Source organism: Micromonospora sp. DSM 43699, from assembly GCF_055517075.1.
In genome coordinates, this window is record NZ_JBTMMT010000015.1 from 1 (window position 1) to 19277 (window position 19277).

The following is a 19277-nucleotide window of genomic DNA, read 5'->3' on the forward strand; positions in this document are numbered from 1 at the left end:
CACTGAAGTCGGGCAGGTGCGCGTCTGCCTTTATGCGCTCTTACTGGACCGGTTCGGACATATCGCGCTACCGATGTCCAAACATGAATCGGCCACTACTGCCCCGAACGCGAAACAAACGTCCAGTAAGAGCGCGTTTGGGATGTGTGCTGGTCGGGGTTGTCGCACAGTGGGTGTGATCGATGAACCGGGCTCGGTCGGTAGATGGGTATGGATCGAGTGCGGCGGTACCCGTCTGACCTGACCGATGGCGAGTGGGCGCTCGTCGAGCCGATGCTGCCGTCGCCGCAGTGGATGGGCAGGCCGGAGAAGCACCCGCGTCGGGCGGTCGTCGACGGCATCCTGTACGTGGTGCGGACCGGGTGTGCGTGGCGGTACCTGCCGGTGGACTTTCCGCCCTGGCAGACGGTGTACTCCCATTTCCAGCGGTGGAACCGGCGGGGTGTGACCGATCGGAACCTCACCGAGCTGCGGGAGGAGGTCCGCCTGGCCACGACCGGCAGCCCGAGCCGACAGCGGGGATCATCGACTCCCAGAGCGTCCGCTGACCCGATGTGCTCGATATCCCGCGACCCCCGCCGCTGCGAGTGCACGATCTGCACCGCCCGCGCCCCAGAAGCCGTCTTCACCGTCCGCACGTACGCCACGGCCCCGCACGATAGAACCCGACCCGTTTACAACTCCTAACTCAATGAGGTTGGGCGTAACTGGACGGACGTGAGGATGGTTCTGTCTGAACGTGGGGAGGGGTGCGCAGCCGCCGTGGATCGTCTCGGACGAGTTGTGGGCCGAGGTCGAAGCTCTGTTGCCACCGCGTCCGCCTCGCCGGTACCGCTATCCCGGGCGGAAGCCCCTGGATGACCGCAAGGTGCTCTGCGGGATCCTGTTCGTGCTCTACACCGCGATTCCGTGGGAGTACCTGCCTCAGGAACTCGGCTTCGGCTCGGGGATGACGTGTTGGCGCAGGTTACGGGACTGGAACAGCGCCGGTGTCTGGCAGCGGTTGCATGAGGTTCTGCTCGGTAAGCTCCGCGCCAGCGGGCAGCTCGACCGGTCTCGGGCGGTGATCGACGGTTCCACGTCCGGGCGCTCAAGGGCGGCCAAAAACCGGTCCGAGTCCGGTCGACCGCCGCAAGCCGGGCTCGAAACACCACGTCATCACCGACACGGGCGGCATTCCCCTCGCTGCGGCGTTGACCGGCGGCAACCGCCACGACGTCACCCAGCTCATGCCTCTGGTCGACAGGGTCCCCCGCATCAGGGGCATCCGTGGACGGCCCCGGCAGCGACCACAGTGGCTGTACGCCGACCGTGGCTACGACTACGACTGCTACCGCCGCCAGCTTCGGGCGAGGGGCATCACCCCTGTCATCGCCCGACGCGGCACCGGCCACGGCTCCGGCCCCGGCACCCGACGATGGGTCGTCGAGCAAACCATCGCACTGCTGCACTGGTTCCGCCGCCTACGCATCCGCTGGGAGATCCGCGACGACATCCACGAAGCCATCCTCACCCTCGCCTGCGCCATCATCTGCTGGCGCAGACTCCAACGCTCAAAGAGTTAGGAGTTGTTAGTGCGCACCTCCGACACGACACCCCAGGTCACAGCCCTGCCGACCACGAAATCAGCCAACCGTGGCCCAAGTCGGGGCTAGTGCCTCGTCATGCAGCCTTGAACGGGTAATCCGGGTGGCGGATTCTGGAGCCGGTGGCGAATGCGGTTTTCGGTTCGGCTCGTTGGTTGCGGCAGCGGATGTAGGTGCCGATGGCGGTGTCCTGTTCGGTGTGGGTGCGGTGGTCGGTGCCGTTGAGGGCGAAGTAACGCACGCGGCGAACTCGGCCTCGATCCAGTTCAGCCAGGACGCATACGTCGGCAGGAACACCAGGACGACGCGGTTGGCGGCGCACCAGAAGCGTGATTACGCTCGGGATGCGGATCGGCACCGCCAAGCCACCACCCGCCGTGCTACCGGTTGGCCGCACCGGCCAAAAACGAGTCGACCTCGACGCGGTTCGGTAGGCCGCCCTGAGCACCGATCGCGCGAGTCGACAGTGCGGCAGCGGCCACGGCGACATTCGCCGCATCGATCAGGTCGGCCCCCTCGATCAGCGCCGAGGTCAGCGCCGCACAGAAGCAGTCACCGGCTCCTGTCGTGTCGACAACCGGCACCACCGGAGCCGGCACCAGCTCATACCGCTGCCCGTCCCGGACCAACGCCCCGACGGCGCCGAGGGTCACCACCACCCGTGGCACCGGCAGGGCAGCCAGGGCCGCCCGTACTCCGACGAGGTCGTTCAATTCGTCGTCCCGAGCGCCGGTGAGCTGGGCCAACTCGACCCGGTTCGGCACCAGCACATCCACCAGTTCGAGCAGCCCGACGTCGACCACACCGGCGGGAGCCGGGTTGAGCACCCTCAACTGACCGGCGTCGGCGGTGGAGAGCGCCGCCCGGATCGCGTCGACCGGCACCTCGCACTGCACGAGCACCGCCGCCGTTTCCGGGTCGATCGGCCCAACATCCGCTGCCGTCAGTCGACGGTTGGCGCCCTCAATGACGACGATCGAGTTCTCGCCCTTTCGGTCCAGCAGGATCACCGCCTCGCCGGTGCCGACGCCCTCGCCGAGGCGGCGCACCCCTGACGTTTCCACCCCGAGCCGGCGCAGGTTGTCGATCAGGAAGCTGCCGGCGGCATCGGAGCCGACGGCGGCGCGCAGAGCCACCCGGCGTCCCAGCACGGCCAGTGCCACGGCCTGATTGGCGCCCTTGCCACCGGCGCCGATCCGAGGATCGGCGGCGAGCACCGTCTCCCCCGGGCGGGGCAGCCGGTCGATCCGGACCACCCGATCGACATTGGCGCTGCCGACCACCACCACCTCGGCGGGTTCGGCCTCTCCCCACCCGGTCGCCACCGAGCCGGCCGCCGCCGCGGCCACCGAGCCGGCCGCCGCCGGGGCCACCGAGCCGGCCGCCGCCGCGACCACGGAACCGCCCAGCGCCGAGCCGGCTGTAGCCGATCGCGGAGAGGCCGAGTCAGTCACGGGCGGCCAGCCACGAGATGAGTCGGACCCACAACTGCGGGTAATCCGGCCAGGCCAGGAAGGGCGGTGGCGCCCAGTGCGGTGCCAGGTCGGAGGTGAAGACACCGGTCCGCCCCGCACCCACCTGCCGGACCGCGATCAGCGGGTCGGCGCCGACCTCGACCAGGACCTTCCCTTCCGGACGTTGCCGGGTGCGGTTGTAGCCGAGTAGACCGGGCCACTGCTGCTGGCCGTCCGGCAGCGCCGGATGAACGCCGAGGACCCGGGGCGGGATCGCCTCGGGCACCTCCACCCGGTCGTCGGTGGTCAGCAGTTCCACCGGAAGGATGTCGGCCAGCGGGCTCTGCCCGTACCGTGCCTTGCCCTCGATGCCGGCGAAGGAGAGGTATCCGCCGACCATCAGCAGGGCGCCACCCGTCTCTACGTAATCGCGGAGGGCCGTGAGGCGGTTGGGTTCACTGGCCGAGTTACTGAACACGTTCGGCGTCAGCAGGAAGGTGTTCGCCCCCACGTCGCTGATCACGATGCAGTCGTACTGCCGAAGACCGTCGGCGGTGGTCGGCATCCTCTCGGCGATACGGTGCGCCGGAACATGGTCGACCTCCCAGCCCTGAGCCAGCAGCGCCGCCTTGAACTCGTGGCCGCCCTCCTGGTACTCGCTGTTGGTGAAGCTGTCGAAACCCTTCTGGTGGATCAGGTGGATGAACCACGACTCGCCGAGTAGCAAAACCTTCACGGACCAGACTCCTATTCGATCGTCCCGCTCGGGAAATGCTCGCGGAACTGCCAGTCATGTTCGGGGATGATGAGATCAGCCTCGTGCCGGAGGCGGGCATAGCCGCGCATGAGTTCCGGTAGGTTCCAGAACGAGCCCATCGGCCAGTTCAGCTCAAGATTGCGGTAGTTGTACATGACGTCGCTGGTCAGGCAGACGGTGCCTCGGGCGGTCTCGACCATGACCACCATGCAGCCGGGGGTGTGCCCACCGATCTTGACGAGCCGGACCCCGTCGGCGATGTCGACGTCGCCGTCGATCACCTCCAGACGGTCCCGAATATCAGTGACCTTGTACGAGTAATCGGGGTAATAGAACATGCAGAACGACGGTGGCGCGACGGCCTGCGGCAGTTCGTCGCGTTGCACGATGAACTTCGCCCTCGGGAAGAGCTCGTTGTTGCCGACGTGGTCGAAGTGCAGGTGGGTCAGCACCACCACGTCCACGTCGGCCGGGCGGACTCCGTGCCGGGCAAGCCCGGCGACCAGATCCTGGTCTTCGCCACGGGAAGCAACGAAGTCCACCCCGTAGCGGCTCTGCATCGCCGACACCTCATCGATGGCGCCCAGTCCGGTGTCGATCAGGATGGTCTGGCCAGCCCCCTCGATCAGCCAGACCGGCACCGGCACCATCACCCCCTCGGTGAGCTCACCGTTGCGCCGCCGGATGTCGTTCCGGAAGCCGTACGGCAGGACCTTCGACCGGTCCAGGTCCGGATGGGCACCGCTGTTGAGCAGGCTGACCGAGAGTGAACTCTCCAGTTCACCGGTGACGATCTGGTGGATCCGCATCATCGTCGTACCCCTCTCCTCACCGCCATCGGGATTAGAAGCCGGTCTCGTCCGCGCCGTACTTCTCGACGTACTTGTTCCAGGTCTGTTCCACCAGGAAGTGCTTGCCGGCGTCGACCGGTGCCGGGATGGATTTGTTGGCGGTCAGGTAGCTGTTGTCGCCGTCCCAGGTCTTCTTCCAGTAGGAGATTCCGCTCGGGTCGAGAATCAGTTCCTTCGTTGCCTTGGCGTTGGGCGCGTACAGCTCGAACTTCTGCCAGAAGTCCTGGAATCCCTGCACGGTCAGGTTGGCGCCGGTGTCCCGGTTGAGCCGTTCGGTGATGGTCTTGCCGCAGTCGGCGGTGTTGGCGTCGCAGTACCGCACGATCCGGTGGAACACCTTGACCAGCTTGAGCAACGCCTCCTCGTTCTCTCCGGCGAACTCGGTGGTGGTGACCAGTCCGTTGATCGGCGGCGGGGCCAGGTCGGGGCCGGAGGCGAGCACCGGCATCCCCTCCGCGGTGGCCCGGACCCGCTGCGGAATGCCGCCGAGGTACGCGTCACCGGTGCCACTGAGGAAGGCGGCGAGGCCCTGGTCCGGGTCGAGGTCGACCAGCTTGACGTCGGACTGCTTCAACCCGACCGACTCCAGTGCGGCGACCACCTGCTTGCCCATGTCGGTCGACATGGTGGTGACGATGGTCCGCCCCTTGAGCTGTTTGAAGGTCTCGGCCCGGGCGGCCTCCTCGGGGAGGCCGGTGGCGACGAAGTCCTCGAGGGTCTTCAGCCCGGAGCCCTTCTTGCCCATCAGCGCGGAGCCCTCGGTGAACGGGTTCCAGGCGTACCAGTAGACGACGTTGTCGGCCTTGTTGGCGACCGAGACCACGCCGGTGGTGTTGTTGATGGCCGCGTCGATGCCGTTGGAGGCGACCGCCGGCATGATGGCGTCCCAGGCGAGCGACTTCAGCTCGACGTTGAGCCCTTCGGCCTTGAACCACCCCTTCTCCTCGGCGATGATCGGAAGCATGGTGTCCTGGAACGGCGAGATGCCGAGCCGGATGGTCGTCGTGCCGTCGGCGGCCTTACCGGATTCGGTCTCGGCGTTGCAGGCGGTCAGGGCGAGCGCGGTGACGACAAGGCCGACGGCGAGCTTTCTGGTTGACATGGTCGTGCTCCTTAGCTGCCTCAGGAAGAGCTTTCGGACCAGCGTGTGATGCGTGAGCTGACGAATTTGATGAGCCGGTCGACGGCCACCGCCTCGATGGCGATGACGATGGTGCCGATCAGCACCACGGGGGTGTTCAGCGTCCGGCTGGCCTGCATGATCAGCCGGCCGATGCCCTGTTCGGCACCGAGGAACTCGGCCGCCACCACCACCGCGAAGGCGAGCGCGCTGCCGATCCGCAACCCGGAGACGATTTCGGGAACGATGGCGGGCAGAATCACGGTCCGGTAGACCTGCCCCTCGCCGGCACCCAACGAGCGGGCCGCGCGACCGTAGACCGGGCTGACGTTGTTTGCCGACACGATCGTGTTGACCACCATGACCATGAAGCAGGCCAGGGAGCCCAGGAAGAGCTTGCCGCTGTCGCCGATGCCGAACCAGAGGATGACGAACGGGATCAGGGCCACCGGTGGAACCGGTCGCAGTGCCTCGATAACCGGGGTGAGGGTGTGAAAGAGAATCCGGGAACGGACCATCAACAGACCGATCAGAATGCCGGCAGCCGAGCCGAGTGACCAGGAGAAGAGCACCCGGAGCAGGGTGGCCCCGGCGTCCGGCAGCATGCTCCGCCAGATCTGCTGCAGGGCGCTGAGCACCTCGGTCGGGGCCGGGAAGTAGAGCGGCCTGATCGTGCCGGTCAGGTCGGTGAGCAGCCACCAGAGGGCGAGCAGCCCCACGATGACACCGCCACCGAGCCCGAGTCCGATTATCCGAGACCGGTCCCCTGCCACGCGGGGGCGGACGAGCTGTCCCTCAGGTGCGGTCACCGGACACCTCCCGAAGACTCCGCGAGATCTGGATCCGCATGTCCTGGAATTCCTTGCTGCCCCGTAGATCGAGGTCACCGCGCCGATCGAAGGGCACCGTGATGTCCTGGTGCACCCGCGCCGGACGCGGGGTCATGACGATCACCCGGTCGCCCACGAAGAGCGCCTCCTCGATGTCGTGGGTGACGAAGACGATGGTCTTCGGCTCCGCCAGGTTGACGTGGTGCAACGCGAGCCACATCGCCTCGCGGGTGAAGATGTCCAGTGCGCCGAACGGCTCGTCCAGCAGCAGCACCTCGGGGCCGGAGGTGTAGGCGCGGGCGATGTCGACCCGCTTGCGCATGCCGCCAGAGAGTTCCTTCGGGTATGCATCCGCGAAGTCGGCGAGCCCGACCAGGTCGAGATACCGGTCGACCCGCTCCTTCCGAGCGGTCCGGTCGACACCGCGCAGCCGCAGCCCGTACTCGACGTTGCGGCGCACGGTCAGCCATGGGAAGACCGCGTCTGACTGGAAGACCACCGCTCGCGAGCTGTCCGGCCCGGTGACCGGACTGCCGTCAACCAGCACTCGACCGGCACTCGGCCGCAGGAAGCCGGCGATGAGGTTGAGCAGGGTGGTCTTACCACAGCCGCTCGGCCCGACGACACAGACGACCTGGTTGCCCTCGATCCGCAGGGTGGTCCTGGACAGCGCCAGCACGTCGGCCCGCCGCGCCTGGAACTCCTTACTGACATCCTCGACGTCAATGACCGCCATCGTTGTCGCCTCCATCCACAGGTGTCGGGTGCAGCAGTGGCCCGGTGGTGCCCCGCAGAGTCAGTGACACCGGCAGGATGTGCCGGCTGGATCGGGTTTCGCCGTTCGTCGGAGCGAGCACCCCTAGCAGAGCCGAGGCAGCCAGCGCACCCATGCCGACCGCGTCCTGGCGGACCGTGGTCAAGCCGGGGATAACGTGGCGTGCCGCGTAGATGTCGTCGAAGCCGACCACGGAACAGGCCGTCGGTATCTGCAGGCCCGCCTCCCGCAACGCCCGCAGCGCACCGAGGGCGACCAGGTCGTTGAGAGCGAAAACGGCGGTCACCTCACCGATCCGGATCCGGGGTACGAGGTGGCTGGCTGCCAGGTAGCCGGCCTCCTCCTCGAACGGGCCCTCAATGACCTCCGGCGTGCGACCGACCAGCTCGCCCCAGGTGTGGACGAAGCCGTCCACCCGGTGCTTGCTGCTGGCCAGGTGGGGGTTGGCGCCGACCACGACGGCCCGCTGGTGCCCCAGTCCGGCCAGGTGTCGCGCGGCGAGCGCTCCGCCGGCCCGGTTGTCGGAGACGACGGTGGTCAGGGCCAGCCCGTCCAGTTCCTCGTCGACCGCGACGACCGGTACGCCGGCAAACAGCTCGGCGAGCCGGGAGGTGGGTGCGGGCGCACCGGCGGCGTAGACCACCCCGTCGATGGCCCGCGACTTCAGCGTCTCCAGGTAGAAGATCTCCCGCTCGGAGGTCCACCCGGTGTTGCCGAGCAGGACGTTGAAGCCGCGCTCGATCGAGGCCTGCTCGACACCCTTGGCCAGGTCAGCGAAGAAGCTGTTGCCGATGTCGGGCACCAGCAGCCCGATAGTGCGGGTGGTGCCCCGCGCCAGGTTCTGGGCGGTACGACTCGGCACGTAGCCCAGATCCTGCATGGCCTCCCTGACCAGGGACTGGACGCGCTGACTGACCGGCCGGTTGCCGCTCAGAACGTGGGACACGGTCGCTCGGCTGACTCCGGCCCGAGCGGCCACGTCACTGATGGAGACAGACATTCTCACCTCCGCGCAAACCGGTTTGTCAAACCGGTTTGCGTCACGCTAATCATGAGAGACGCCCACGTCAAGGGCATGTTTTGGAAATCTTCGGCCAGTGCCGGCACCGTTCGTCGGTAGCAGTCGTAGTCGTAGCCCCCGGTCGGCGTAGATCAGTTCGGGCCACGATCGAGGCGAGGCCGCCGGGGGCGTCGGCGGGGACGATGTGTCCACTGTCCGGGAGTGGGCACTGGTCGAGGTGATCCGCGTGTGCGGATCACCCCCGCCCGCACGGGGAGCAGCGATCGGCCTGTACGGGGCCAGCCGGACCGAAACCTGGCTGACCCCGACTGACAGGATCAGACGACGGGAGCCGAACCGATGAGCGCATCCGTATGGACTCCAGGCGAGTCATCGACCGCCGCGTTGCGTTCGACGGTGTCCGTCTTGGGTGTGCCCGGACGCGGTGCGGACTGCGATTCGGCGGCCGTGGCGTCAGCGTGCTGCTGTGCGCGCCCGTCGACGGTGTCGAGGATGAGCTGCTCGACCTCGCTGAGACCGCGGGTCCCGGACCGGACCGGTGGGTCCGGGCGGCCACCCGTCTCAGCCAACGAATGTGTAATCGGGGAAGCCGGGAACCTCGGGTCCGATCCGGAACAAGGCCCCCGCCGGGGAGCGGTCGTCCGCCGGCAGGCCGTGGCGGGAGGTGGTGATGTAAAGGTCGGCGTGGTCGGGGCCGCCGAACGCGCATGCGGTGGGGCGTCGGACCGGCAGCTCCACGACGGCGGTGAGGCGACCGTCCGACGCGTACCTGTGCACGGCCCCGCCGTCCCACAGCGCGACCCAGACACCACCCTCGACGTCGAGGCAGAGCCCGTCCGGCGTGCCCACCTGCGGTGGCACCGCCACCACCGGCCGCCGGTCGTGCAACTCGCCGGTGGTCGGGTCGAAGGCGAAGGTGTCTATCCGGTGGGTGGCCGAGTCGACGTACCAGGCGGTGCTGCCGTCCCGGGTCCAGGCCAACCCGTTGGAGACGGTCAGCCCGGTGAGCACCGTCTCGACCGCGCCGTCGGGGCCGAGCCGGTGCAGCGCGGCCCGGCCCGGCGCGGCGTCGTACGCCATGGAGCCGCAGTAGAAGCGCCCAAGCGGGTCGCACCCGCCGTCGTTCATCCGGATCGACGGGTCCGACCAGTTCTCGGGCAGCAGCTCCACCGCGTCGTCCGTGAGCAGCGCGAAGCCCCGCTCGACGGCGGCGACGAGCCCACCACCGGACCGCGGGCGCACGGCCGCGACCACCGGGGCGACGTGCCGGCGGGTGATCACCCCGGTGACCGGGTCCAGCGTCAGGATGTCCCCGACCAGCATGTCGACCCAACGCAACCGCTTGTCGGCCGGGCACCACACCGGCCCTTCGCCGTGCTCGGCGACCGGTGAGGTGACCTGCGCAAGGGCACCCATCGCGCCTCCTCTTCCGAAACGTGCCGGTCACATTCCACACCATCCGGCCACGACCGGTGTCCGGCCCGCGCAGTGCGGTCCGGGTCCTCACAGGTAGTCGGCCGGCCAGTGGAAGGCCTCGGGCGCCTCCGTGATCGCGGCCAGATGGTCGGGCGCGGCGTGGATCGGCCGGACCATACCAGTGGCGTCGGCCTGCGTCACCGGGTCGGTCAGGAGGTGCGGCAGTGCGGCGTCGATGGCCGGATCGGCGGGCAGCCGGGCCACGCACTCCCGTACGCCGCGCTCGGCGGCGGTGCCGGCGACGGCGCCGAACAGGGCGCGCAGGGCCTCCGGCCGGTCGGGGTGCGCCGCCACCTCGACCACTCGCACGGACCCGGGCGTCCACTGCGCGGCCAGGTAGCCGGCCATCCGGCCGTGGTGCCGGGCGACCAGCAGCTGGGTGGGCGGGGCGTACCACACCGGCACCCGCAGCCGCCAGTCGTCGGCGTCCCGCACGGTGCTGAGCGGCCGGCGGGCGTTGAACGCCTCGTGCAACGGGGCGAGCTGCGCCCAGTCCACTCCGGCGTCGGCCTGGACGATCCAGTCCGGCGGCAAGGGGGCCACGGCGGCCGCCGGTCGACCGCTCGGGTAGCGCAGGGCGAACGGGCGGTAGCCGCTGGACAGGTACACGCCGGGGGTGCCGGTGAACAGCAACGACCAGGCGCAGCCGTCGGCGGCCATCGCCGTGACGGCCAGGTCGAGCAGGCAGCGGATGTGACCCTGGCCGCGCGCCCGGACCCGGGTGGCCACATTGGCGACGCCGCCGACCAGGTCGACGCCGCCGGCGGCGTTGCGTAACCGCCGGGGCAGGTAGTGGACGGCGGCGACGACCGTCCCGGCCTCCACCGCGACGAAGGTGCGCGGGAGGCGGCCGGGGTCGCGGGCGTAGAGCTGGGTCACGTGCGCGCTGGTGAACGCCTCGGCCCAGGTGGCGTACAGCGACGGTACGTCCGCCGGCGTGGCCGGGCGGTAGTCGACGGGGGTGCTCACGCCGGCGCGAGCACGGTGCGCTGCCGGCCGAGCCCGTCGATCTCCATCTCCATCACGTCGCCGGCTGCCAGGTAGGGGAACCGGCCGGAGAGCGCCACGCCCTGCGGGGTGCCGGTGTTGAGGAGGTCGCCCGGTTCCAGCACGGTGTACTGGGACAGGTGCCAGATCAGGTACGCCACGTCGAAGATCATGTCGGCGGTGCGTGAGTCCTGCCGTGGATCGCCGTTGATCCAGGAGCGGAGCCGAAGCGCCTGGGGGTCGCCCACCTCGTCCGGCGTGACCAGCCACGGGCCGAGCGGGTTGAAGGTCTCGCACGACTTGCCCTTGGACCACTGGCCGCCCGGGTCGGCGAACTGGTAGTCCCGTTCGGACACGTCGTTGGTGACCGTGTAGCCGGCCACATGAGCGAGCGCATCGGCCGGGGAGTCGAGGTAGCGGGCGGGCTTGCCGATCACCGCGGCCAGCTCGACCTCCCAGTCGGTCTTCGTCGAGCCGCGCGGGATCAGCACCTGGTCGTACGGGCCGACCACGGTGTTCGGCGACTTGTGGAACAGGATCGGCCGCTCGGGCGGGGCGACCCCGGATTCGGCGGCGTGCGCGCTGTAGTTCTGCCCGATGCAGAGCACCGCCCCGGGCCGGGCGATCGGGGCGCCGATCCGCTCCCCGGTCACGTCGAGCCGGGGCAGTGGACCCGCCGACCGTACCCGCGCCACGGGGTCCGCGGCGAGGAACGCCGCGTCGATGTCGGAGGTGACTCCGGTCAGATCGAAGTAGCTGGTGCCGTCGAACAGCACCGGCCGCTCGGCGCCGACCGGGCCGATCCGCATGAACCTCATGGTGTCCTCTCCGTGGTGGTGTGGGCCCGTCGGCGGGCCCGGGTCGATCGCGTACGGGGGCGGTGTGCGACGGCGGGTCAGCCGGTCCGGGCGAGCATCTCGGGCGTCACCGCGTGGCTGAGGGGCCGGCCGGCGGCGTACCGGACGATCTCGTCGACGACGATCTCGCCCTGCCGCCGGCGGCCCTGCACCGTGCCGGCGGCCTGGTGCGGGGTGAGCAGCACGTTGGGCAGTGCCCGCAGCGGGTGGCCGGTGGGCAGCGGCTCCTCGTCGAAGACGTCCAGCGCGGCGTCGATCCGGCCGCGGGACAGCTCCGCGACGAGCGCCGCCTCGTCCACCAGCCAGGACCGGGCGGTGTTGACCAGCCCGGCGCCGTCGGGCAGCAGCGCCAACTCGCGGGCGCCGAGCAGGTGCCGGGTCTCCGGCAGGGTCGGCGCGTGCAGCGCGACGATGCGGCTACCGGCCAACAGCTCGTCGAGGCCGACCAGCCGGGCACCGAGCGCGGCGGTGTTCGCCCTGGTCAGGGTCGGGTCGTACACGCTGGCGTCCGCGCCGAGGGCCCGGACCAGGTCCAGGTACGCACGGCCGGTGCGGGACGCCCCGACGACGCCGATCGGGCAGCCGAGGATCTCGTGCCGGGGTGGTGCCTGTTCCGCCCGGCTCCAGCCTGCACCCGCGTGCAACGCGTGGTCGAAGCGGGGCGTCTGGTGCAGCAGGGCCAGGGTGAACGCGAGGGCGACCTCGGCCACCGACCGGGCCATGCCCTGCCCGGCCTGGGTGACCGTGACGCCGCGGGCGAACAGCTCGGGGGTCACGAACGGTTTGACCGAGGCACCTGTGTGCGCGACCAGCCGCAGCGCCGGGGCCCGGTCCAGCAGGGCCGCGTCGAGCCGTGGGACGCCCCAGGAGGTCACCAGCACCTCGGCCCGGGCCAGCAGCGGCGCCAGGTCGGCCCGGGTAAGCGCCGCATGGTCGTCGATCAGCGTGGCGTCGGTGGCCGCGGTCAGCCGGTCGCCGACCCGGTCGGGGAAGAACTCGGCCCGCAGCGGGGCGGACACGGAGACCACGGTGACCGGACGGTGCCCGCCGGAGAGCGTGGTCACGGGCGGCCCGGCCGGGGGCCGGGGCACGCCGCCCGCACCGGCCCCGGGCGGCGGCTCAGCGGAGCCAGTCATCGCGGTGCTCCGCGACGAAGTCGTCGTCGGTGAGCCACGGGTAGGCCGTGATCACCCGGGTCAGCTCCTCCGCCTGGCCGGGGGACAGCCCTTCGGCCGGGTCGAGGCACCACACCCCGTCGAGCAGCCCTTGCCGGCGCAGCACCTCGTGCACCCCGGCGATGCAGCCGTGGAACCCGTTCACGGCGTCGAACACCGCCGCGTTCGCGTCGGTTACCGCCGCGGACCGGCCAGTCAACTCCGCCAGCGCCGCCCCGTCGCCGGCCCGCGCCGCCCGTGCCTGCGCGAACAGGGCGACCGCGGCGCGGGTCCACACCGCCCACTGGCCGAGCAGCCCGCCGACGAACCGGCGGCCGGCGAACTCGCCGAGCAGGTCGCCGACGATGTGGTCGTCGTTGCCGGTGTACAGCGCCACGTCCCGGCCCCGGTCGGCGGTGGCGATCCCGTGCACCGCCTCCAGGGTGCGGTACCGGTCGAACGGGGCCAGCTTCACCGCCACCACCGACGGGAGGTCGGCGAACGCCCGCCAGAACGCCGTCGACAGGCGCGGGCCGCCGATGGCCGGCTGCAGGTAGAAGCCGATGACCGGCAGCACCTCGCCGACCGTCCGTGCCCGCCGGAGCAGGTACGCCTCGTCGGCGCCCGGCACGACGGGGGAGAGTAGGACGGCGTGGTAGCCCAGCTCGGCGGCGAGTTCCGCCTCGGCGACCGCCTGGGCGGTGTCGCCGCACGCCCCGGTGACCTTCACCACCGGCCGTCCGGCCTCGGCGTCGACGGTCTCGGCGGCCAGGGTGAGCACCGGTCGCAGTAGGCCTGCCTCCCGGATCGTGAACTGGGTGGTGTGTACGCCGACGGCGAGCCCACCGGCCCCGGCGGCCAGGTAGTAGCGGGTCAGCGCCCGCTGCCGCCGTTCGTCGAGGCGGCGGTCGGCGGTCAGCGCGAGCGGGTGTGCGGGGATGACTGTCCCCTCGCGCAGCAGGTCCAGGGACACGGTCAGAACCTCCCGTCGCGGACGGAGAACTTGGTGGGCCTGCCCGAGGTGGGCAACCCGGCGGCCAGCCAGTCGGCCTGCCAGTCGATCAGGGTGCCCAGCGGGACGTCCGGGTAGCCGAACAGCGCGTGGCAGCGGGTGGCGTCGTTGAGCAGCGCGGTCGGCGCCTCCGTGCCGGCGTAGCTGACCGGCCGGCCGAGACGTTCGCCCGTGCGGGCGGCGATCCGGCGCACCGGGGCGGTCTCCGGGCCGGTCAGGTTGAGGGTGAACACGTCGGCGGAGGCGTGTCCCAGCGACCGCAGCGCCACCTCGTTGGCGTACCCCTGCCAGACCACGTTGACGTGGCCGGTGGTGACGTCGACCGGCTCGCCGGCGAGCACCGCCTGGCCGATGTCGGCGAGCACGCCGTAGCGCAGGTCGACGGCGTAGTTGAGCCGGAGCACCGCGACCGGGGTGCCCCGGCTGGCGGCGTGCGCGAACACCTGCTCGCGGCCGAGGCAGCTCATCGCGTAGTCGCCGACCGGGCCGGTCGGGTCGGTCTCCACGCAGCCTCCGGAGGCCACCGGCGCCATCGGGTAGACGTTGCCGGTGGAGAACGCGGCGATCCGGGCGGCAGGGTAGCGCCGGGCCACCGCTGCGGGCAGCACCGCGTTGACCATCCAGGCCAGGTACGGGGCGGTGGCGGTGCCGAACTTCGCGCCCACCATGAAGATCACGTCGCTGGCGTCGGGCAGTCCGGCCAGGTCGCCGTCGCCCAGCAGGTCGAACGCCACCGGCTCCACTCCGTCGGTGGCCAGCGCGTCGGCGGCCGTCCGGTCCGACCAGCGCGACACAGCGTACACCCGGTCGCCGGAGCGGCCGGCGGCGTCGAGCCCTCGGCGGGCCAGCCGGCACAGCGACGGGCCCATCTTGCCTCCGGCGCCGAGGACCACCAGGTCACCGGAGCCGCCGGCCAGGTCGGCGACGAGCGCCGCCGAGGGCCGGGCGAGCCGGTCCTCCAGTGCGGACTCACTGTTGAACACTGCACTCACCCCTTGATTCCGGACATGGTGACGCCCTCGGTGAAGTACCGCTGGCCGACGAGGTAGGCGGCGAAGATCGGCACGAACGCGACGACCGAGCCGGCGAGCATGACGTTGAGCGGCACCTGCTCCTGCTGGAGGGAGGCGATGCCGACGGTGAGGGTGCGCATGTCCCCGCTCTGCCCGATGATCAGTGGCCAGAGCAGGTCGTTCCAGTGCCACAGGAAGACGAACACGCCGAGGGTGGCCAGGATCGGCTTGCACAGCGGCAGCACGATCCGCACGAACATCCGCCACTCGGAGGCGCCGTCGATCGTCGCGGCCTCGAAGAGTTCGTCGGGCAGGCCCTGGATGAACTGTCGCATCAGGAACACCGCCTGCGCGTTGGCCAGGGTCGGCAGGATCAGCCCCCAGTACGTGTCGACCCCGCCGACTCTCGCGATCAGGACGAAAGTGGGGATGAGGGTGACGTGGTACGGCACCATCACCATCGCCAGGAACGACCAGAACATGGTCTCCCGGCCGGGGAAGCGCTTCTTCGCGAACGCGTACCCGGCCAACGCGGAGAGCAGCAGCACCGCGACGACGCTGACCACCGAGTAGATGGTGGTGTTGAGCAGCCAGCGCAGAATGTTCCGCGAGTCGAGCACCGTCGCGTACGCGTCGAACTCGATCGGCCAGGGCAGGAGGCTGCCGGGGAACTCGACGGCGGCGGCGGGCTTCAGGCTCAGCACCACCATCGCGTAGAACGGGAAGAGGGTGGCCACGCTGGCCACGGCCAGCAGCACGTACCGCAGCACGGTGCCGCCGGGCCCGGGCTGCAACGCCCGGTACGAGCGTCGCCGGCGCCGCGGCGGGGGTGCCGGGGTGGGCGCGGGGGCGGTGGTCGTGGCGGTCACTTGTCCCTCCCGAGGGCCAGCCGTTGGATCAGCGCGACGACCAGCGTCATCACGAACAGGGCCACCCCGATCGCGCTGGCGTAGCCGAGGTCGAAGTACTTGAAGCCCTGGTCGTACAGGGCCATGACGAGGGTGTAGCTGGCGCGGGCGGGGCCGCCGCCGGTCATCGCGTACACCAGGTCGAAGACCTGGAACGAGGCGGTTGTCTCGATCACCAGCAGGAAGAACAGCACCGGCTTGAGCTGGGGCAGCACGATGAAGCGGAACCGCTGCCACGCGCCCGCGCCGTCGGTGAGGGCGGCCTCCTCCTGCTCTCTGGGCAGGTCCTGGAGGCGGGCCAGGACGATCAGCATGCCGTACCCGAAGTGCGACCACACGCCGATCAGGGCGAGTGCCGGCAGGACCAGCGTGCTGGAGGCCAGCCAGGAGTCGTCGGGCAGGCCGACCCAGCCGAGGATCCGCGACCACGGGCCGCCGGAGGAGAACACCCAGGAGAAGATGGTGGCGACCAGCACCAGGCTGGTGACGACCGGGAGGAAGAACACCGACCGGAAGAAGCCGACGCCGCGGAAGCCGCGCCGGACCAGCAGTGCCAGCCCGACCGACGCGGCGACGGTCAGCGGCACGTACAGCACGGTGTAGCCGACGGTGACCCGCAGCGCCTGCCAGAAGACCGGGTCGTCGGCCAGCCGCCGGGCGTTCTCCAGCCCGGTCCACTCGGCGTCGCCGCCGATCGTGTAGTCCATGAAGCCGAGCACCAGCCCGGCGATCGCCGGGCCGAAGCGGAACGCCAGGAACAGCAGGAACGCGGGGAGGACGAAGAGCAGACCCCATCGTGCCTCGCGCCGGGCGATCACCCGCCGGGCCCGCCGGGCTGGCAGCTGAGCAGGTACGGCCATCTCGCCATCCTCTTCGCAGGTTCGACATCGGCCGCTGCGGCCGATGCGGTGGCGTCCGGCCCGCCGCCGCACCGCGGCGGTGGGCCGGCGGGGTTCAGAGCAGCGCGTCGGCGGCCTTGGCCGCGTCGGCGAGCGCCTGCTCGGGGGTCTTCTTACCGATCAGCGCGGCCTGGATCTCGGGGGCGAGGACGCCCATCACCTCGCGGCTCTTCTCGTTGAGCGGGCCGACGGTGGTGCTGTCCAGGGTCTTCTCCATCTCGGTGTTCACCGGGTCCTGCGGGTACAGGGCCCCGGCGGACGTCTTGGCCGAGAAGTAGCCGCCGGCGACGTCGTACGCGGAGGCGACCGACGGCGCGGTGACGAAGGTGACCCACTGGCCGGCGGCCTTCTTGGCCTTGCTGCCCTTGAGGATGGACAGGCTGCCCACGGTGCCGTAGCCGACGCTCTTGGCGTCGCTCAGCGGCGGGAAGATCTTGATGTTCTCCGTGCCCCAGAGCTTCTCGACGTCGGCCGGGACGTGCTGCCAGGTGCAGGCGACCTTGTTCTTGGCCACGTTGGTCTGCTCGAAGGCCGGGATGCTGGTGATCAGGTCCTTCTCGACGTAGCCGCCGTCGACGAGCTGTTTGAGGAAGGTCAGTGCCTTGACGCCCTCGGGGCCGTTGAACGCCACGGACGTGCCGTCGGCGTTGAACACGTCGCCGCCGGCCTGCCAGAGCAGCGGGTAGAAGGACTGGTTGAGCGTGGCGTTCGGGTCGGCGTAGTAGTTGGTGGCGTCGAAGCCCTTGGCCTTCAGCTTCGGCGCGAGGGCCAGCAGGTCGGCCCAGGTCTTCGGGTACTCGGTGATCCCGGCGGCGGTGAACACCTTCGCGTTGCACATCAGCGGGTTGCTGCTGGTCAGCAGCGGTGCGCCGAGCATCTTGCCGTCGAGGGTGACGGCGGCCCGGACGTTCTCCCGGTAGTCGGCCTTCGCGTCGGCGGGCAGGTACTCGTCCACCGGCTCGATCATCTTGTGGAACTTGCCCAGCTGGTCGGGGATCAGGTAGACCACGTCCGGGCCCTTGCCGCCGGCGATCGCCGCGGTCAGCGACTCCTCGCGCTTGGCCCACGGGAAGATCTCCACCTTGACGTCGATGTCGGGGTGGTCGGCCTTGAACGCGGCGACCTGCTTGTCCCAGAAGCCGCGGTGGGTGGCCTCGTCGGGGATCACCGGGTAGATCCACATGGTGACGCTCTCCTTGTCGCCGCCGGCGTCGGAGCCGCCGCAGGCGCTGAGCAGACCGGCCACCAGCGCGGCGGCCGCGACCGGTGCGAACCTTCGAAGTCTCATCTGTGCGTTCCTCTCTCAGTGGTTCACTGCGCGGGCACGGTCACGACCGTGCCGGTGTGCCGGGCCGTCTCGGCGGCGAAGACCGCGAGGTGGCTGGCGAGGGTCTCGTCCAGCCCGGACCGGATGTGGTGGCTGTCGCCGGTGGCGACGGCGCGGACGAAGGCGTCCATCAGTCCCGTGTCGCCGCCGCCGTGGTCGTCGGCGGCGGTGGACCCGCCGACCGTGGCGGCGTCGAGGATCTCGATCCGGTCGGTGCGGAAGTCGTGCACCCGGACCCGTTCGCCGTCGCCGGAGAGGGAACCGTGGGTGCCGAACAGCTGGGTCTGCCGGTGGGTCTGCTCGGTGAAGGCGGCCATGGTGAAGCTGGCGGTGACGCCGCCGGTCAGCTCCATCGCCACGACCTGGTGGTCGACGACATCGTTGTCGCCGGAGTACACGCACCGGCCGTACGGGCCGGTGCGCAGCGCCTCGATCAGCGCGGCCTCGTCGGTGCCGTCGGTGACCACGCTGACCGGCCAGATCGACCCGCGCTCGCGCAGCACCGGCAGGTACAACTTCGGTGCCGAGTACGGGCAGCCCGGCTCGGCCGTGCAGTCCAGGCACCGCGCGGCGGCGCCGGCCGGCGCCTGGTCGGGCCGGAAGTGGTGGAGCCCGCCGAAGCTGGCGACCCGCTCGATACGCCGGCCGGTGACGTAGCCGAGCCAATCCAGGTCGTGGCTGGACTTGGCGAGCAGCATCGGGGTGGCGAGGTCCTCTCGCCGCCAGGGGCCGCGCACGTAGGAGTGGGCGTAGTGCCACCAGCCGACCGGTTCGAGGTGCTGGGCGCTGACGATCTCGCCCAGCACCCCGCTGTCCACCACCCGCTTCACCAGGTCGGTGTAGGGGGTGTACCGCAGGACGTGGCAGACGGCGAACAGCACGCCGGTGGCGCGCACCGCGTCGACGATCTCGCGGCACTGGTCGGCCGTCGGCGCGAGCGGCTTCTCCACCAACAGGTGCTGGCCGGCGTTGGCGAACGCGACGGCCGGCTCGACGTGCATCCGGTCCTGGGTGGCGACGATGACCGCGTCGGCCGGTACGTCCGCCGCCAGCAGGTTTCGCCAGTCGCTGAACTCCGCCGCGCCGGGGTGGGCGGCGGTGACCAGGCTCCGCTGGTGCGGACGCGGGTCGGCGACCGCGACGATGCGCGCCCGCGCGGGGTTGGCGGCCACCCACCGGGCGTACGTCTGGCCCCGGTTGCCCACGCCCGCCAGCGCGACCCGCACCGGCCGGTCCTGCTGTTCCACCTG

General features: G+C 70.4%; 19 protein-coding genes and 1 pseudogene. 2 read left to right on the plus strand and 18 right to left on the minus strand.

What is annotated here, in order from left to right; all coding sequences use genetic code 11:
* Nucleotides 1–210: 210 nt before the first annotated feature.
* Together AC0AIB_RS10520 and AC0AIB_RS10525 are read left to right on the plus strand one after the other, a co-directional pair.
* Nucleotides 211–444, plus strand: a pseudogene (locus AC0AIB_RS10520) (transposase); the annotation flags it as partial.
* A gap of 322 nt (nt 445–766) precedes the next feature.
* Nucleotides 767–1565 (plus strand): IS5 family transposase gene (locus AC0AIB_RS10525; RefSeq protein ID WP_465096531.1). Its coding sequence is split into 2 segments (ribosomal slippage): nt 767–1104 and nt 1103–1565, totalling 801 coding nucleotides; the frame shifts between segments, so codons are not numbered across the junction.
* Nucleotides 1566–1662: 97 nt separating this feature from the next.
* On the opposite strand, the gene AC0AIB_RS10530 is transcribed toward AC0AIB_RS10525, so the two are convergent.
* From AC0AIB_RS10530 to AC0AIB_RS10615, 18 genes are all read right to left on the minus strand, one after another.
* A complete protein-coding gene (locus AC0AIB_RS10530; RefSeq protein ID WP_465096500.1) occupies nt 1663–1950 on the minus strand; it encodes a hypothetical protein in 288 nt (95 codons plus the stop codon).
* A 16-nt stretch (nt 1951–1966) separates the two neighbouring features.
* Nucleotides 1967–3040: a ribokinase gene (locus AC0AIB_RS10535; RefSeq protein ID WP_465096501.1), complete on the minus strand. Its 1074-nt coding sequence runs from the start codon at nt 3038–3040 to the stop codon at nt 1967–1969.
* On the minus strand, nt 3033–3776 hold the full coding sequence (locus tag AC0AIB_RS10540; protein WP_328345234.1) for a glutamine amidotransferase: 744 nt from the start codon (nt 3774–3776) through the stop codon (nt 3033–3035). Before AC0AIB_RS10540 ends, AC0AIB_RS10535 begins: the two co-directional genes overlap by 8 nt.
* A gap of 11 nt (nt 3777–3787) precedes the next feature.
* Complete coding sequence (locus AC0AIB_RS10545; protein ID WP_328345235.1) at nt 3788–4609, minus strand: N-acyl homoserine lactonase family protein; 822 nt, start codon at nt 4607–4609, stop codon at nt 3788–3790.
* Between the two features lie 31 nt (nt 4610–4640).
* Nucleotides 4641–5750, minus strand: coding sequence for an ABC transporter substrate-binding protein (locus tag AC0AIB_RS10550; RefSeq protein WP_328345236.1), 1110 nt, complete (start codon nt 5748–5750; stop codon nt 4641–4643).
* Nucleotides 5751–5770: 20 nt separating this feature from the next.
* Nucleotides 5771–6487, minus strand: a complete 717-nt coding sequence (locus AC0AIB_RS10555) for an ABC transporter permease (RefSeq protein WP_328345237.1) — start codon at nt 6485–6487, stop codon at nt 5771–5773.
* A 76-nt stretch (nt 6488–6563) separates the two neighbouring features.
* Nucleotides 6564–7334: an ABC transporter ATP-binding protein gene (locus AC0AIB_RS10560; RefSeq protein ID WP_328345238.1), complete on the minus strand. Its 771-nt coding sequence runs from the start codon at nt 7332–7334 to the stop codon at nt 6564–6566.
* A complete protein-coding gene (locus AC0AIB_RS10565; protein ID WP_328345239.1) occupies nt 7321–8373 on the minus strand; it encodes a LacI family DNA-binding transcriptional regulator in 1053 nt (350 codons plus the stop codon). Before AC0AIB_RS10565 ends, AC0AIB_RS10560 begins: the two co-directional genes overlap by 14 nt.
* Nucleotides 8374–8955: 582 nt before the next feature.
* On the minus strand, nt 8956–9810 hold the full coding sequence (locus AC0AIB_RS10570) for an SMP-30/gluconolactonase/LRE family protein (protein ID WP_465096502.1): 855 nt from the start codon (nt 9808–9810) through the stop codon (nt 8956–8958).
* Nucleotides 9811–9897: 87 nt separating this feature from the next.
* Nucleotides 9898–10839: a GNAT family N-acetyltransferase gene (locus tag AC0AIB_RS10575; protein WP_465096503.1), complete on the minus strand. Its 942-nt coding sequence runs from the start codon at nt 10837–10839 to the stop codon at nt 9898–9900.
* The gene (locus AC0AIB_RS10580) at nt 10836–11666 is read right to left on the minus strand and encodes a fumarylacetoacetate hydrolase family protein (protein ID WP_465096504.1); all 831 of its coding nucleotides are present in this window, start codon (nt 11664–11666) and stop codon (nt 10836–10838) included. The genes AC0AIB_RS10575 and AC0AIB_RS10580 overlap by 4 nt, the downstream gene beginning before the upstream one ends.
* Nucleotides 11667–11752: 86 nt before the next feature.
* A complete protein-coding gene (locus AC0AIB_RS10585) occupies nt 11753–12850 on the minus strand; it encodes a hydroxyacid dehydrogenase (RefSeq protein ID WP_465096505.1) in 1098 nt (365 codons plus the stop codon).
* Nucleotides 12834–13841 carry a dihydrodipicolinate synthase family protein gene (locus AC0AIB_RS10590; protein ID WP_328345244.1) on the minus strand — a complete coding sequence of 336 codons (1008 nt, stop codon included), beginning with the start codon at nt 13839–13841 and terminating at the stop codon, nt 12834–12836. The genes AC0AIB_RS10585 and AC0AIB_RS10590 overlap by 17 nt, the downstream gene beginning before the upstream one ends.
* Before the next feature lie 2 nt (nt 13842–13843).
* A complete protein-coding gene (locus tag AC0AIB_RS10595) occupies nt 13844–14863 on the minus strand; it encodes an NAD-dependent epimerase/dehydratase family protein (protein WP_465096506.1) in 1020 nt (339 codons plus the stop codon).
* Between the two features lie 5 nt (nt 14864–14868).
* Entirely contained in the window at nt 14869–15762 is an 894-nt protein-coding gene (locus tag AC0AIB_RS10600) for a carbohydrate ABC transporter permease (protein ID WP_465096507.1), read from the minus strand.
* The gene (locus tag AC0AIB_RS10605; protein ID WP_328345248.1) at nt 15759–16661 is read right to left on the minus strand and encodes a carbohydrate ABC transporter permease; all 903 of its coding nucleotides are present in this window, start codon (nt 16659–16661) and stop codon (nt 15759–15761) included. Before AC0AIB_RS10605 ends, AC0AIB_RS10600 begins: the two co-directional genes overlap by 4 nt.
* Before the next feature lie 94 nt (nt 16662–16755).
* On the minus strand, nt 16756–17988 hold the full coding sequence (locus AC0AIB_RS10610) for an ABC transporter substrate-binding protein (protein WP_328345250.1): 1233 nt from the start codon (nt 17986–17988) through the stop codon (nt 16756–16758).
* Between the two features lie 23 nt (nt 17989–18011).
* On the minus strand, nt 18012–19274 hold the full coding sequence (locus tag AC0AIB_RS10615; RefSeq protein WP_328345251.1) for a Gfo/Idh/MocA family protein: 1263 nt from the start codon (nt 19272–19274) through the stop codon (nt 18012–18014).
* Nucleotides 19275–19277: the final 3 nt, after the last annotated feature.

Coding starts and splice junctions, on each gene's coding strand:
- AC0AIB_RS10570 (WP_465096502.1), bottom strand. CDS start 9,810: ATGGGTGCCCTTGCGCAGGTCACCTCACCGGTCGCCGAGCACGGCGAA.
- AC0AIB_RS10610 (WP_328345250.1), bottom strand. CDS start 17,988: ATGAGACTTCGAAGGTTCGCACCGGTCGCGGCCGCCGCGCTGGTGGCC.
- AC0AIB_RS10580 (WP_465096504.1), bottom strand. CDS start 11,666: ATGCGGATCGGCCCGGTCGGCGCCGAGCGGCCGGTGCTGTTCGACGGC.
- AC0AIB_RS10565 (WP_328345239.1), bottom strand. CDS start 8,373: ATGTCTGTCTCCATCAGTGACGTGGCCGCTCGGGCCGGAGTCAGCCGA.
- AC0AIB_RS10545 (WP_328345235.1), bottom strand. CDS start 4,609: ATGATGCGGATCCACCAGATCGTCACCGGTGAACTGGAGAGTTCACTC.
- AC0AIB_RS10560 (WP_328345238.1), bottom strand. CDS start 7,334: ATGGCGGTCATTGACGTCGAGGATGTCAGTAAGGAGTTCCAGGCGCGG.
- AC0AIB_RS10550 (WP_328345236.1), bottom strand. CDS start 5,750: ATGTCAACCAGAAAGCTCGCCGTCGGCCTTGTCGTCACCGCGCTCGCC.
- AC0AIB_RS10605 (WP_328345248.1), bottom strand. CDS start 16,661: ATGGCCGTACCTGCTCAGCTGCCAGCCCGGCGGGCCCGGCGGGTGATC.
- AC0AIB_RS10585 (WP_465096505.1), bottom strand. CDS start 12,850: ATGACTGGCTCCGCTGAGCCGCCGCCCGGGGCCGGTGCGGGCGGCGTG.